The sequence below is a fragment of the Empedobacter sp. ULE_I140 genome, from assembly GCF_053482575.1.
The window spans coordinates 1,902,246-1,917,358 of record NZ_JBQMTX010000001.1 but is presented as its reverse complement, the minus strand read 5'-3'; the positions used below and the strand labels follow the sequence as shown (position 1 = coordinate 1,917,358).

Sequence of the window (15,113 nt, the reverse complement as noted above, 5' to 3'; positions counted from 1 at the left end):
TCACCTACTTCAACAGCACATTATCTTCTAATTCTTGCTTCGAAATCTGAAAATGTTTATCAAATTCTTGTTCAAAAGATTCTAAATCCATTGTAATTTCCCAATCACCAAATTCATTTTCAAACAAATCAGTCATATGTTCTTTTAAATCATCTAATTTTTGTTGAATAAATTCATTTTGCTGAATATCTTCTGCATCTTTCTTATCTAATACAACTTGTTGATTAATTTTTCTAAGAATCAAAGCATTAATAAATTCTTCATGTGTATTCATAAAATCCTCAATCGTACCTGTAAATTGTGTCATTTTTAATATTTTTTCCTATCACTTTTCGAGAATAAATATAGAACTATTTTATTAACAAACAATTAAATTTAAGATTTCTATAAATGAGTTTTAACATAAGAATTAACGTCTACTAATTATTGAAATTGGTTGTTTTGAGATAAATTTGAATATAAAAATATTGAAAAAATGGAAAACTTTAAACTATCAAACGGGATCGAAATTCCTGCAATTGGATTTGGAACATGGTTATTGGAAGGTGAAAAAGTTATAGAACCTCTAAAAATTGCATTAACAAAAGGATATACACATATTGACACGGCAGCAATCTACAAAAATGAAAAAGAAATTGGAACAGTTTTGAAAGCTGAAAATGTAGATCGTAGTAAATTATTCATTACATCTAAATGTTGGAATTCTGAGCGTGGATACGAAAAAGCAATGGCTGCATTTGAGCAAACTTTAGCTGATTTACAGACAGATTATTTGGATTTATATTTGATTCATTGGCCAGCAAATGAAACGCAATTTCCTGATACTTGGGCAGAATTGAATGCTGGAACTTGGCAAGCTTTTGAGGAAATTTACAAATCTGGAAAAGCAAAAGCGATTGGTGTGAGTAATTTCAATATCAATCATTTGGAAGCTTTATTTGAAACGGCTGAAATCAAACCAATGGTTAATCAAATTGAGATTCATCCAGGACATTCGCAACCAGAATTAGTCGATTTTTGTAGACAAAACGATTTGTTAGTTGAAGCATGGAGTCCGCTAGGTTCTGGAAGAATTTTGGAGAACGAATTAATTGTTTCTTTGGCTGATAAATACAATGTTTCAGTTGGTCAGATTTGTATTAATTATTGTTTGGCGAAAGAAATTTTACCACTTCCTCGCTCCTCTTCAGAAAAAAATATTGAAGCGAATTTAACTTCAAATAATTTTAAATTAAGTGTAGAAGATGTAAAAGCGATAGATGAAATGCCAGCTGATGGTTTTTCTGGATTGAATCCTTCAATGGTTGAATTTTAACAAGTTAAACAAATTCACTAAAATAAATTTTAAAAACCTCTGTTTTGCAGAGGTTTTTTCGTTTTAAATCTTCAAAAAATCAATACTTTTACTTTTTAAATGATAAAAAAAATTATTCGATATGAGCCAAAATCCTGAAAATCCATTCAAAACTTATTTTGATCAAACCCTTGAAAGATGTGGTTTTGATGAAGATTTGAAAGCTGGTATTTTATTTTTTTTAGGTGAAAGTATTATTGCTGCGAACACCAATCAATTGATGAATATGTTTGCGGAAGAAGAAAAGATTCAACAAGAATTTCGTCGTTTGTTTACGTTGTATGCTACGCCAAATGCTGACATCAATCCGTTTGAAGCTTTGGATACAGAACCAATAAAGCAAATTATTTATACATACAACGAAATTTATGTCAATGTAATTAGAAATAAATCATTTGATTTTGATAAAGTTATCAATGATAATTTAAAGTCAGAGTTTAAGTTAGATTTTATTAAAGAATTTGAAAATAAACAATATAAATTAGTTACAAATCATAATTTAAATACATCATTTTTCAAACAAATTGGAGCGTATCTTAATCAGTTTGAATTGAGTTATGAGGATATTTATTTGGCTGGAATTAATTATTATCAAACGAATCAGAAAGTAGATTTTGAAGGAATAAATGTATTGAATCTAAACATTATTGATAGTTTTTCACCGTTGTACACAACATTGTTTCATTATCCATTATTGTACACGTATTATCCAGCGAATCTGAACGCAAATCATTTGTTTAGTTCGATTTTGCAGTTTCTTTATTTACATACCAACACGGATATTGCGAAACATATTCACGCTTTTCACAACCATATTTTCTATGAAAATAATCCAAGAAGAGTTCGTAAAGGTTGGGAATTCGAAGAATTGGAACGTGGCGTTTTGATTTCGCAAACTTTTCATAATGCGTTAAATATTCGTAAGTCTCCTATTTTCGGAACTCGTCCTGATTTTTTAGCTTCGAATAATTATTTATTAAATGAATTGAAAGATCAAAATATTCCGTTAGAGAATTTTAAGGCCTTGATGACCAAAACAATTGAAGAATATTACGAAGCAGATATTGAAGAAGTAGTTGCTGGAAAGCTAAATCATGCTGAATTTTTACAATTATTAGCGATTATTTTCTACGAAACTTCTGCTAATGCAATGATTATTAGATCATGGAAAAACTAACAATTAATCAAGAAAATCGAATCAAATTAGAAGAACATTTTGGCGAAATTTTGCCAAGATTGCCTTTTGAAATGGTTTCATTTTATGAATCGAGTAATTCGTGGGAAGGACAAATTGAATATAATTTGAATTTGAACACGGGAGAATTGACGTACAATACCATCGAAAATGTAAAACATCAAATCGAAATTTTGCCTGAAATGATGCAACGTATCGAAAGTGAAATTATCTTGATGTTAGAGAATTTATAAACTAATATTTTAAAATCTTTTTCTCGATACAAAATTCTAAAAGAATTTCACTAGAAATGACGATTTTAATAAAAAGTAACATTATAAGTTAATTAAAATCTCACAAATGTGAGATTTTTTTTACCTATTCATCCAATCCATCCAAGCATTAATCTGTGTTTTACTAATAAAAATAGCTTGTTCAGCTTCGGATTTTGGTTGAAGATGGATTTCAATTTTTTGACTTGAATATCTTATTATTTCAGTAATTGCATCAATGTGAACAATAAATTTTCGATTGATTTTGAAGAAAATAGTTTCATCCAATTTATTTATAATATCCTTTATTGTATCATCATAAATATAGGTTTGTTCATCTTTCGTTTTTATAAAAAGATGTTTTCCCGAAGCAAAAAAATAAGCAATTTCGTGTTCTTCTACCGAACGTAATTTGTTACCATTCGTTACCAAAAAACGATGCATAATCTCGGACGGTGAATTTTCTAAAACAGCTATCGATTGTAATGTTGGTGAAATATCAAAACTAGTTCGAATAGTCTTGAATTTTTGCAATGCAATATGCAACTCCTCTACTTCAAAGGGTTTCAGAATATAATCTATCGTAAAATGCTTGAAAACTTTCATCGCATATTCATCATAAGCAGTGATAAAAATAATTGGCGTTAGAATCTCAACTTCCTGAAAAATCTCGAAACTTTTCCCATCACCCAAATGAATATCCATGAAGATTAAATCAACCGAATTATCTCTAAAAAACTCCTTTGCTTGCTTTGTTGAGCGCAAAATTGTAATTGAAGAAATATCAACAATCGATTGCTCCTCTAACAGATTTTTTAGATAAGTAACCGCCAATAATTCGTCCTCTACAATTGCAATTTTCATGAATGCAAAAGTATAAAAAAACCGTCTAAATGATGAATAAAGACGGTCTAAAAATGTTATAAATGAGGATTATTGAGCTTAGCTGCTTGTGGAATTTCTATTGTATAACGAACATCATTTTCTTGTAAAATATACTCTTTACCTGAAATTTGATGTATAATTTGTTTTTGATTTGCTCGACGTAAATCGTACCAACGTTGTCCTTCTAACGCAAATTCTCTAAAACGTTCATCTAAAATAAACTTCATCAATTCAGTAGAATTCATCGCAGAAATTTCTGTTTGTAATTTTGCAAAACCAGTTGCTGTATAACGATTTTGTAAAACTGAAAATAAAGTTGCTTTTGCTTGATCTAACTTATTTAATTTCAAATATGATTCAGCTTTGATAAAATATAATTCAGCTACGCGGAAAGACGTTTTGAACTCTGAATTTCCACCTTTGATAACTTTATATTTTGATCCACTTTTCTCAAAATAAAGCGGAAAACGTAGATCATTTTCTGTATCATAACTACTTAACAGTTCTGGTGAAGCATATGACATATACTGAATTGCAGGATTCAATGTATTGTCTAAAGCTAAAATAGATTCGGCAGATGTATAATGATTTGGAACTTGTTTTGTTGTGTTCAGATTCACTAAATCACCTTTGATTTTTAATGTAGAATCAGAAAAATCAATTGCTTTTTGCCATTCATTTTTATACAAAGCGATTCTTGCTTCTAAAGCTTTTAAAGCTGCATTCGAGAATCTATAATTTAATCCAGCTAATTGCTGATTCATTTTCATCAACTTTGTCGCTTGCAATAAATCAGACTCAATATGATTATAAACTTCTTGAACAGATGATGGTTTAAGCGTTGCTTCTAAATCTACTTTTAAATTTAGAGGAACACCTTTGTCTGTACTTGCTGTTGCTGAATTATATGGTTTTCCGTATAAATTCACCAAATCAAAATACGCATACGCACGTAACGCATAAGCTTCTGCTAATAATTGATCTTTTTCAGCAGAGTTTTCCATTGTTTTTGGTCCTTCGTTGATGATTTGATTGGCATAAAAAATCACCGTATAAAAACTAACCCAAGGAAATTGAATTGATATTTGATCTGGATTTGTATCCTTCCATTGTGCAATTTCTCGGTACGAAATAAAGTCATTTGAGTATTCATTCAATGTAACCTCATCCGTACGTAAAGCTGTCAACGACTTGTGTGTTGGATATTTTGAATAAGAATTCGTTAAAACCATACGGTAATCTTCTACCGTTTTTGGAATCACTTTTCCATCTGGTTCAATATCCAAGTAATTGTCACAACTAACTGCTGTAAAGCTAACTGCAACTATGCTTAATAATAAAAATATTTTTTTCATTTGATTTAAGATTTAGAAAGAAACATTAAGGCCTACTGTTACAGATTTAGCAATTGGTTGTGCATAAATATTTCCGTAAGTTTCTGGATCAAAATAACCTTTGTATCCATTACTAAATACAAATAAATTACGTCCTTCTAAGCTAAAACGAGCGCTTTTGAAACCGACAACCTCAGCATATTTGTTTGGTAAAGTATAACCAAGACGAATACTACTGATTCGCATATAACTAATTTCTTTCGCCCAAATGTCTAATAAATTGTACGCGTTTGCATTGTTTCCTGCAAACCATTTGTTCGCCATCCAACTATCGTTATCTCCTTTAATTGGACTTGTAATTCCTGGAAGTGTAGAACCTGCCTCGAAAATATCTTGCGTATAATTACGACCTGGATCCAATTCCATTCCACGATAAGAAGGTGTTTTCATCACCGTTTGTTTTAAATTGAATGCTGCAGAAATCGTTAAATCAAAATTGTGAATTTTGAAATTATTGATAATACCTCCTGTAAATTTAGGATCGCGATCTCCGATATAAGTAAATAATTTACGTTTTTCTTCGCTTGTTAATTTAGAATCCACAATTTCTCCTGGTAAAAAATCTTCGTATAAGTCATATAAAGCAAAGAATTCTTTTGCAGAAACTTTTTCATCTCCTTTCCAAAACATTGGATTTCCGTATTCGTCAAATCCAGCTGTTTTTAAAGCAAAAATTGCATTTACAGGTAAACCTTCACGAGATGGAATTAAACTATTTTCACGTTGTTGCTCTTTAAGAACTTTACTTTTGTTGTGCGCAAAATTAATTGTTGTCGACCATTTAAAGTTTTTCTTATCAATGTTGCGAGTTGTTAAAGCAATCTCAAAACCTTTGTTTGTCAATTCTCCCCAATTCACCATTGTATATTCAAAACCTGTTTCTAATGGTGTTTCGCGCATACTAATCATATCTGTTCCTTTACGATTATACACATCAACAGCAAGGTTGATACGATTTTTGAAAAGACCTAAATCTAACCCAACATTTGTATTCGTTGTTTTTTCCCAACGTAACAAATCATTCGGTAAATTAATCGCATTGATAATATCTTCTTTATTACCTGGTAAAATTGTTGCATCATTATATTCACCAATAAAGAAAGGTGAAGTATTACGATCAATATTTCCTTGTAAACCATAAGAAGCACGTAAACGAAGATTCGAAATAAAATCGATGTTCTCCATAAACGATTCTTTTGAAACTAACCAAGAAGCAGAAACTGCCCAAATTGGTAAGTATTTATATTTTTTATTAACTCCGAATAAATTTGTTCCATCATAACGAACACTACCAAAAACTGTATATTTTCTGTCTAATGTATACGAAGCTGTTGCAAATGTAGATACATAAGCATTTTCTTCCGTTGGCATCTCTCTGTACGTTTCGTAACGTTTATCTGCAGCAAAACTTGAATTTGGGAAAACGATTGGCGTTCCTGTTTTCGTCGTTTTATTGTAACCAAAAGCACGTGTTAAAGTCGTTTCGTTTTGTGTATGACGAATTTCTGTCCCAGCCATCAAATCAATTTCGTGACGATTGTTAATCGTAGTACTATATGTTCCTTGTAACTTCCAGTTATATTGAAAAAATTCGTTATCCCAATTTTGTTTAACTCCTCCGTCAGGTAAGAAATACAAATATTGTCCAGATTTATAATAACGCGTTCCTTCTTTCATTTTACGCGTAAAATAAGTTTCTTGCTCAGCGTATTTTTCTGTTTTGTTACTATCGTACTGAATTCCGAATTGAGATGTTAATTTTAAACCTTTTGCTAATTGATAATTAAGATCAATAATACCTTTTAACGAACGGTTTTTTAATGTATAATTTGTGTTTTCTCTTTCTTCGATAAAATTGAATGGAACAGAACGATCTTCAAATCCATCAATATCGTTGTCATAACGATAAGAACCATCTGCATTGAATGGAGATAAATATGGATTCGCATTTCGTGAATAATTAATCGGATTGATAGACGCATCTGCATCTGTTACAAAAGATTTTTTATCACTTGAAGTTGCAAAAATAGAAATCCCTACATCTAATTTATCGTTAAGTTTATAATTGTTTTTTAAAGTAAGATTATAACGTTCAAAACCTGTTCCGATCGTTGTTCCTTGCTCATCATAATATCCTAATGAGAAGTAATAATCAGAACGATCATTTCCTCCTGAAATACTCAAACCGTATTGTGTATTAATTGCATTACGATACAATAATTTTCCCCAATCGGTTGTGTTATTTCGTAAAGAATTAATTTGATTTTGCGTGATAAGATCTAAAGAATTAAAACCTCCATTTCGTAAAGCATTTAATTGACCATTCTTTTGCAAAATTCGCATTACTTCGCCTTTATCAGTACGATACGTTAAATCATCGCGACTAGCAAGCATTAATTCAAGATCAACTTTCTGAGAAGCATTTAGTAAATTTAAACGACCAAAATCTGGACGAGCTGTTACAAATGTATTCGCAGAAAAATTAACCGTCATAGCGCCTTTTTTACCGCGTTTTGTTGTAATCGAAATTACACCATTTGCAGCTCTTGCACCATAAATAGCTGTTGCAGCAGCATCTTTAAGGATTGTAATATCTTCGATATCGTTTGGATTTAATCCAGCGATAGAAAAGTTTTGCAATTGATCGATGTTATCTTTATCGTTAAAGTTTGGCACATCATTTCCTTCTAATGGTAAACCATCAATCACCCATAACGGATCTTGTGGACCAGAAAGAGAAGCCGTACCACGAATTCTAATTTTACTTGGTGAACCAGGCGAACCAGTTTCTGTAGAAACAGCTACACCAGCAATTTGTCCGCTTAACAATTGATCAACACTAGCAACACCAGCTTGTTGAATATCATCCATTTTTACAGTTGATACTGCCGATGTTAGTTTCCGTTTTTCAATTTTTTGATAACCTGTAACAACAACTTCTTTTAAATCATTATTTTCTGGAAGAACTTCACCTAAAGTTGATTTTAAGCTTACATGATATGTTGATAAATCTGTAGAAAGTTCAACTAATTTAGAATCGTAACCTAAATAACTAATTAATACAGATTTTGTACCTGCAGGTACTTCTAATGAAAAGAAACCATCTTCATCTGTAACAGTACCAACCGTTACACTTTCTATAATTCCTTTTTGATCTGTTTTTGTCGAAATTGATTGAGCTTCAATTTTAACAGACGCACCAGCAATTCCAACCAACGATTTTTCGTCTTGAACCGAACCTGTAATCACTCTCTTTTCTTGAGAAAACGCAATACTTGCCGCAAAAAGTGGCAAAAGAATGAGTGTCTTTTTCATTTCTATATCTTACTTTAAAGCTTCTTTAATACGAATAATTAAATCAGCATAATGCGCTTTTGTAGACGCATCTCCATTATTCTTTTTCTTGTTTAACAAAGTCAAAACACGTTGCAATTCTGCTCTTTTATAGGTTGTCACTTCCGACACTCTTTTCATAGAAGAATAGTTAATGTTACGCGCCATTTTTTCTTCGTCTAAATAATTACAGATAGTTGGTACTTGTAGGTTTTGGTCAATTGTAAGTCCTGCTACAGTTGTTTTTTCAAATAATTTGTTTGTTGAAACGATTAAGGCATCAACGTAATTTTTTTGAGTCATTTTTTCAAGAATAGTTAAGTTTGATTTTTTATCAAAAGCTGCACTTCTTACTTGATCAAATAAATTTTCAACTGTATAAATTTTTTCATTAGATTTTAATTCTTGGTGTTTCAATTCATTTTCTAACATGCGCAATAAGCGATCGTCAGTAAATAAATTATAAATCAATCCATATTGCATTTCTCTCGCTAATGTATACGGCGTTTGCTCGTAAGGTCCCATTGGCGAATTTTTGATTGCATACGTTTTATCTAAAATATCATTAAAGAATAACCATTTTGGTAATTGAATCACATTTTCGTTTAAATAATTAACTGCTTTACGTTGCATATCTGCAGGAACTGGTTCGTATGCTTTTTTATCAATTCCGAAATAAGTGTTGTTTAAATAAATCCCACCAACATTTGCTAAAACATGATTAGAATATAAATCCCACTGCCCTATTGTTTGGTAATAAAGTTTCCCTGTGTTGATATAGCTTTTTCCATCTTCGTACGTCCATTTCAAGATATTTTCTGAAACACGTTTTAGATTTTTCATTCCATATTCACTTGCCAAAACAGCATCATCACCTAAATCTTCTGATTGAGAACGCGGATCAATTGTACTTAAATAGCTTTGTTGTTCACCATAAAAATACATTGGATCATCTTCGTGCTTTTCAATCATTTTACGAAGCGATGCTTTTTCTGTTTCTTGATTTGGAAACCAACGATATCCCCATTCGATTGCATATTTATCATACAAACCGATTTTTGGCGTAATTGCTGTAACACCATCTTCTGGCTGTGCCACATAATTATAACGCGCATAATCCATAATAGACGGTGCAGTTCCACCCATTTTATCTGTAAATTCTTTCGAACGTAAAGATTCTACTGGATAAGAAAAAGAAGCGCCCATATTATGTTTCAGACCAAATGTATGTCCTACTTCATGAGAAGACACAAAACGAATTGCTTCTCCCATGTGTTCATCACTAAATTTATTTCCTCTTGCTTTTGGATCAATTGGACCTGTTTGAATACGCATCCAATCATGCAAAGAAGTCATTACATTGTGCCACCAAATAATATCCGCCTCTAAAATTTCACCACTACGCGGATCAACCACAGAAGGTCCCATTGCATTTGACTTTGGTGAAGCTGCATACGTAATTACTGAGTAACGTACATCATCAATATCAAAATCTTTGTCATCAGCAGTTGGTTCTTTTGCTATAATCGCATTTTTGAAACCAGCTTGCTCAAAAGCAACTTGCCAATCGTGTACACCAGCAATAATTTTTTGGCGCCATTGTTTTGGTGTCGAAGGATCGATGTAATAAATAATTGGTTTCTTAGGTTCTACTAATTCACCTTTTAGATATTTTTCCTTATCCTCGTCTTTTGGTTCCAAACGCCATTTTGTAATAAAGCGTTGATCTTCCATTTTGTGTTGAGCATCATTAAAAAACCAATGTTTTTCTGTGAAATATCCCACACGATTATCTGCTAACCTAGGTTGCATAGGAGTTGTCGAAAGTAAAACAATATTACTTGTAACACCTAAGGTAACAGCCAAATCTACCCCTCCTTCATTTACACTTGTCGTTAACTGAGACTTAACCACAATGTTTTCTGGAAATGTTTTCACATTTTCCACATACGATAGATTTGCCTTTACCGAACCTCCTAAACCTATGTTCGTTAATACATCATTAAAACTTTTTTGATTTCCATCAAAAATTTTGTTCACTTTAATCGCAACAGCTGTAGAATCATTATTTTGAGCTTCTATATCAAAAACCTCAATAATCGATTCTGAGAAATTATCCTTTACAGAAGCTGTGATTGCGTCATTTTTAGGTGAAGAAACTTGTGGAACAATTGTTTTGACCCACACTTTTTTAGCTACTTTATCATGATAAAAAGAAATCACTTTGTTTTCGTAATTCATTCCTTTGTTCAAGCCCGCTTCGTTAACTTCCATTGGAACTTGAGACAATTTATTCACAACCAAAAATTGGCGTCCAAATAAACTATCTGGAATTTCGAAATAGATATCAGTTTTTACTTGAATGGTATTAAACAAACCTTTCTTGTAGCTTCCTTTCTTGATTAATTCATCTATTTTTTTAACTTTCGTTACAGTAGAATCCTTTTTCTCTGTTTTATCTTTTTCAGCTTTTTTATCCTCTTTCTTTTGTCCATAAACAACAGCCGAAGACATTGCCAAACCAAGATATAGTGCTAATTTATAATTCTTTCTTTCCTTATTATGACTCATTCGAACATTAAATTATCATTAATTATGGCATAAACTTAAGCGCAGTTTTCTTATAATAATAGTTTTTTGGAGTGAGTGGTTAGTTTTTTGGAGTGAATGGATATTTTGGTTCGATATAAGGTAAAAAACAAATAAATTCTTCATTTTCTACTTTTGTTGAGAAATTATCAATTTGATAAAAATGATAGATTTTTTGTAAATAGTTTAAACCAAATTTCTCATTTTCTGTCGCTTTATTTTTTTTCTGAAAAGTATTTTTGACGATAATCAAATCAGATTTTACAACAATATTTATAGTCAAAGGTTGATCAATTGTAGCAATATTATGTTTTATTGCATTTTCTACAACAATCTGTAATGCCAAATATGGAATGTTTTTTTCTAAGCTTTTCGAATCTTCGATTTGTAAATCAAAAATCAATTCTTCCGAAAATCTACTTTTATGCAAATCCATGTATTGTGCAATAAAATCTAATTCCTTTTTTACAAGCACTATATTTTCCTTTGGCGGAACAATAAGATATCGGTAAATTTTAGAAAGATTCATCGTGAATTTCTGCGCATTCTCTTTGTTCAAACCAATTAACATATAAAGTGAATTCAACGAATTGAATAAAAAATGTGGATTAATCTGATTCTTTAATTGTTGTAATTGCGTTAGAGTATTCGCATTTTTAATCTTTTCATTTTCAATTGATAACCTATTTTTTTCTTCGATTACAAACGCTTTTTCCTTGTATGTTTTAGATGTTATTTTATTGAATAACAAAAAGATAATCATAATTAAAAAAACAGTTCCCAAGAAAATAAAACCTACATAAAATTTAGTTCGTTCTACATTTTCATCAATGATATAACTCAAATGATTCACGACAATATATCCATCAAAATTCTTGGTGTGTAAAGGTTTTATAAAACGTTTGATATCCGTATCTTTTATAAACTCGGACGAAGCATCATTCAACGTATATAAATCTTGCGAAAAATTAGAATTAATTGTGCTCGTTATCGTATCGCTTGGCTGAATATCTGTAAAATCGAAAACATTTTTCCCAATAAATTTTTCATTAGGATGCGTAATACAAATTCCATCTTTATTGAAAACATACATATAATTGGACGAAGTTGCATCTACTGTCGTAAAAAAATTATACAAATCAAACAGATTAATCGTCGAACCGTAATACATATTTTGTCCATTAGACAACTTGATAGAATCGTAATTTACCCAATACAATGTATCCTTATAATCCAACAAAAAATTATCAATCTGTTGATTTTTTGTAGCATATATAGGTTGAAACTCTTTAATATTTGGTTGATTGATAGCTTTTGAAAGGGTTGATTCATCAGGAAAATGATTTGTTTCTAAAGAATGAATAGAAAACCAATCATGGCGAATTAACTTTCGATTTGAATTTAATTCATTCAAAACCAAAAAATGATCTGCTACATTTTTTTCATTTGTCTTTTTAACAACTTTTTTTAAAACCTCTTGATATTCTTCGATGTTTTTAAACTCAAATTCAACTGCTTCATACTTTCTCAAAAAACTTTTTTTGACAAACTCATCATTATTTTTTTGACTTTCTTTATTAATCAAAAAACTCAATATAACAAGAGCAAAAACAGCAATAACACTTACAATAAGCGCTATAACATAAATGGATTTATTGGACAAATGGACTCGAAATCTAAAAGACAAACTATTTTTTTTGCAAAACTAAGGGAAGCTTTTTAATCTAAAAAATAAGAGAACATTTATCATAAAATGATAATTTTCAAATATTTGACAATATTATATAAACTAAAATCTCCCAAAAAGGGAGATTTTTTTATCTTTTTAATCTTATAAGCGTCATTTAGAACTTAACATTAAAACAATTCGATTAAAGCTTGACGAATCGTATCATAAATATAATTTAGATCATCAGTCGAAATACAATAAGGAGGAACTAAATAAATAATATTCCCTAAAGGACGCAATAATATACCTTTCTCTAAAAAGTAAGGATATAGCTTTTCGTGTATATCACTAAAATAAGATGTTTCTTCATTTGTATTCCATTCCAACGCCAAAATAGTGCCGCATTGTCTTATCACTTTTACTTTAGGATGATCTTGAATAGACACAACAAAATGTTGATGTTGATGTACAATATTTGCTATTTGCTGTTGTATAGAAGTCTGTAATAACAAATCAAGACTTGCTAACGCAGCGGTACACGCTAATGGACTTGCCGTAAAAGAATGCCCGTGAAATAACGTCTTATTCAAATCATCAGCATAAAAGGCTTGGTAAATTCTATCTGTACAAGTTGTAACGCCCAAAGGCAAAGTACCACCTGTTAAACCTTTCGAAAAACACATAATATCTGGAACTTCTGTCAAATGATTTGCTGCAAATAATTTACCTGTACGACCAAATCCTACAAAAATCTCATCTTGAATCATTAAAATATGATATGCTCTACAGCAACTCATCAATTGATCTAAATATTCAGCCTCATGCATCAACATCCCCGAAGCTCCTTGAACCAAAGGTTCGTAAATAAAACACGCTACTTTAGTTGCAACTTCTTTTATTTGCGATTTAATCGCTTCTATATTTTCTGCATTCGGCGTATCAATAAATATAACATCAAAAAGCTTTTCACTAAAAGGTTCTGTCCAAATTCCTCTTCCACTTACAGACATCGCGCCAAAAGTATCACCATGATAGGCATTTTTGAACGCTAAAATCACAGGTCTATCTTCTTTTTTATTGAAATGATATTGTAAACACATTTTTAATGCTACCTCAATCGCTGTTGATCCATTGTCGCTATAAAATGCTTTCTTTTGATTTTGAGGTAAAAGAGCCAACAAACGTTCAGACAATTCAATTGCAGGTCGATGCGTAAATCCTGCAAAAATAACATGTTCCAAAGTTGTTAGCTGTTCGTGCATTTTTTGTGCAATATACGGATGCGCATGTCCATGCAGCGTTACCCACCACGATGAAACAGCGTCAATATATTGTTTGTTATTTTCATCGTAAATATAACTTCCTTCTCCTCTTACAATTGGAATAATATTATTGGCTTTTTTCATCTGCGTATAAGGATGCCAATTCACCAACTGATCGCGTTCTTTTAATGTGTACATGTCTGAGTTGTTTCTTGTTTAACCATTGGTATTAAACCTAAATTTTCAAACATTTTCATATCCTCTGTTACCCCAGGATTAGGCGTTACCAGTAAGGTTTCACGCTCTCCTGTAAAAATCGAATTCGCTCCAGCCATAAAACACCAAGCTTGTTCAACTTCCGTCATTTCTATTCGACCAGCACTTAAACGCACAACCGAAGAAGGCATCACAATACGAGCTGTAGCAATCATACGAACCATATCCCAAATATCTACTTTCGGATTATTTTCTAAAGGTGTTCCTTTTACTCTTGCTAAAGCATTTACAGGTACAGATTCTGGATGTTTTGGCATTGTTGCCAAAGTTAATAGCATAGAAATTCGATCTTGATGCGTTTCTCCTAAGCCAATAATTCCACCCGAACAAACTGTAATCCCAGCCTTTCGCACATTTTGTATTGTATTGATTCGATTATCAAATTTACGAGTAGAAATAATCTCATCGTAATAAGCTTCGGAAGTATCTAAATTATGATTATAAGCATGTAAACCTGCTTCTTGCAAACGAATTGCCTGCTCTTCTGTCAACATTCCTAATGTACAACATACTTCTAATCCCAATTCATTTACACCTTTAACCATTTCGATTATTCGATCAAAATCTCGATTATTTCGTACTTCTCGCCAAGCAGCTGCCATGCAAAAACGTGATGAGCCCGCTTCTTTTGCTTTCTTTGCATGTGCTAATACTGTTGCAGTTGGTAACAAAGCTTCTACTTTAATATCGGTATGATAACGCGCTGCTTGTCCGCAATATGAGCAATCTTCGGGACAACCACCTGTTTTTACAGATAACAAGGTGCATACTTGTACTTCTCTTGCATTGTGCCATTCTCGATGTTTTTTGGATGCGTGATATACTAAATCTAATAATGGTTGATGATAGATTTTTTCGATTTCTTCTTTCGTCCAATCATGGCGTGTTTCGTTTGATACTTTCAT

The 15,113-nt window shown here is 31.5% G+C and carries 11 protein-coding genes; 3 read left to right on the top strand and 8 right to left on the bottom strand.

Annotated elements, in window-relative coordinates; genetic code table 11:
• Nucleotides 1-4: 4 nt before the first annotated feature.
• Nucleotides 5-307: a hypothetical protein gene (locus ACTS9J_RS09080; RefSeq protein WP_221856190.1), complete on the bottom strand. Its 303-nt coding sequence runs from the start codon at nucleotides 305-307 to the stop codon at nucleotides 5-7.
• A gap of 168 nt (nucleotides 308-475) precedes the next feature.
• Here ACTS9J_RS09080 and ACTS9J_RS09075 point away from each other — a divergent pair, with 168 nt between their 5' ends.
• The 3 genes from ACTS9J_RS09075 to ACTS9J_RS09065 all read left to right on the top strand — a co-directional run bounded on the left by ACTS9J_RS09075 (nucleotide 476) and on the right by ACTS9J_RS09065 (nucleotide 2,782).
• Nucleotides 476-1,315 (top strand): aldo/keto reductase, encoded by an 840-nt coding sequence (locus ACTS9J_RS09075; RefSeq protein ID WP_286494862.1) that lies wholly within the window; start codon nucleotides 476-478, stop codon nucleotides 1,313-1,315.
• A 121-nt stretch (nucleotides 1,316-1,436) separates the two neighbouring features.
• Nucleotides 1,437-2,531: a hypothetical protein gene (locus ACTS9J_RS09070; RefSeq protein WP_221856186.1), complete on the top strand. Its 1,095-nt coding sequence runs from the start codon at nucleotides 1,437-1,439 to the stop codon at nucleotides 2,529-2,531.
• Entirely contained in the window at nucleotides 2,519-2,782 is a 264-nt protein-coding gene (locus tag ACTS9J_RS09065) for a hypothetical protein (RefSeq protein WP_125349508.1), read from the top strand. The genes ACTS9J_RS09070 and ACTS9J_RS09065 overlap by 13 nt, the downstream gene beginning before the upstream one ends.
• Nucleotides 2,783-2,902: 120 nt before the next feature.
• Here ACTS9J_RS09065 and ACTS9J_RS09060 read toward each other — a convergent pair whose 3' ends face one another.
• The 7 genes from ACTS9J_RS09060 to bioB all read right to left on the bottom strand — a co-directional run bounded on the left by ACTS9J_RS09060 (nucleotide 2,903) and on the right by bioB (nucleotide 15,113).
• Nucleotides 2,903-3,664, bottom strand: coding sequence for a LytR/AlgR family response regulator transcription factor (locus tag ACTS9J_RS09060; protein ID WP_448353147.1), 762 nt, complete (start codon nucleotides 3,662-3,664; stop codon nucleotides 2,903-2,905).
• A gap of 56 nt (nucleotides 3,665-3,720) precedes the next feature.
• Nucleotides 3,721-5,040, bottom strand: coding sequence for a RagB/SusD family nutrient uptake outer membrane protein (locus ACTS9J_RS09055; protein ID WP_221856182.1), 1,320 nt, complete (start codon nucleotides 5,038-5,040; stop codon nucleotides 3,721-3,723).
• A gap of 12 nt (nucleotides 5,041-5,052) precedes the next feature.
• A complete protein-coding gene (locus ACTS9J_RS09050; protein WP_221856180.1) occupies nucleotides 5,053-8,394 on the bottom strand; it encodes a SusC/RagA family TonB-linked outer membrane protein in 3,342 nt (1,113 codons plus the stop codon).
• 9 nt (nucleotides 8,395-8,403) lie between these two features.
• Nucleotides 8,404-10,983, bottom strand: coding sequence for a zinc-dependent metalloprotease (locus tag ACTS9J_RS09045; protein ID WP_038335737.1), 2,580 nt, complete (start codon nucleotides 10,981-10,983; stop codon nucleotides 8,404-8,406).
• A gap of 79 nt (nucleotides 10,984-11,062) precedes the next feature.
• Entirely contained in the window at nucleotides 11,063-12,532 is a 1,470-nt protein-coding gene (locus ACTS9J_RS09040; protein ID WP_416425660.1) for a histidine kinase, read from the bottom strand.
• A 326-nt stretch (nucleotides 12,533-12,858) separates the two neighbouring features.
• Entirely contained in the window at nucleotides 12,859-14,130 is a 1,272-nt protein-coding gene (bioA, locus tag ACTS9J_RS09035; RefSeq protein ID WP_291048364.1) for an adenosylmethionine--8-amino-7-oxononanoate transaminase, read from the bottom strand.
• Nucleotides 14,118-15,113, bottom strand: a complete 996-nt coding sequence (gene bioB, locus ACTS9J_RS09030; RefSeq protein WP_291095949.1) for a biotin synthase BioB — start codon at nucleotides 15,111-15,113, stop codon at nucleotides 14,118-14,120. Before bioB ends, bioA begins: the two co-directional genes overlap by 13 nt.

Excerpts from the sequence above, each read along its gene's own strand:
- ACTS9J_RS09080 (WP_221856190.1), bottom strand. The coding sequence starts at position 307 with ATGACACAATTTACAGGTACGATTGAGGATTTTATGAATACACATGAA.
- ACTS9J_RS09075 (WP_286494862.1), top strand. The coding sequence starts at position 476 with ATGGAAAACTTTAAACTATCAAACGGGATCGAAATTCCTGCAATTGGA.
- ACTS9J_RS09070 (WP_221856186.1), top strand. The coding sequence starts at position 1,437 with ATGAGCCAAAATCCTGAAAATCCATTCAAAACTTATTTTGATCAAACC.
- ACTS9J_RS09065 (WP_125349508.1), top strand. The coding sequence starts at position 2,519 with ATGGAAAAACTAACAATTAATCAAGAAAATCGAATCAAATTAGAAGAA.
- ACTS9J_RS09060 (WP_448353147.1), bottom strand. The coding sequence starts at position 3,664 with ATGAAAATTGCAATTGTAGAGGACGAATTATTGGCGGTTACTTATCTA.
- ACTS9J_RS09055 (WP_221856182.1), bottom strand. The coding sequence starts at position 5,040 with ATGAAAAAAATATTTTTATTATTAAGCATAGTTGCAGTTAGCTTTACA.
- ACTS9J_RS09050 (WP_221856180.1), bottom strand. The coding sequence starts at position 8,394 with ATGAAAAAGACACTCATTCTTTTGCCACTTTTTGCGGCAAGTATTGCG.
- ACTS9J_RS09045 (WP_038335737.1), bottom strand. The coding sequence starts at position 10,983 with ATGAGTCATAATAAGGAAAGAAAGAATTATAAATTAGCACTATATCTT.
- bioA (WP_291048364.1), bottom strand. The coding sequence starts at position 14,130 with ATGTACACATTAAAAGAACGCGATCAGTTGGTGAATTGGCATCCTTAT.
- bioB (WP_291095949.1), bottom strand. The coding sequence starts at position 15,113 with ATGAAAGTATCAAACGAAACACGCCATGATTGGACGAAAGAAGAAATC.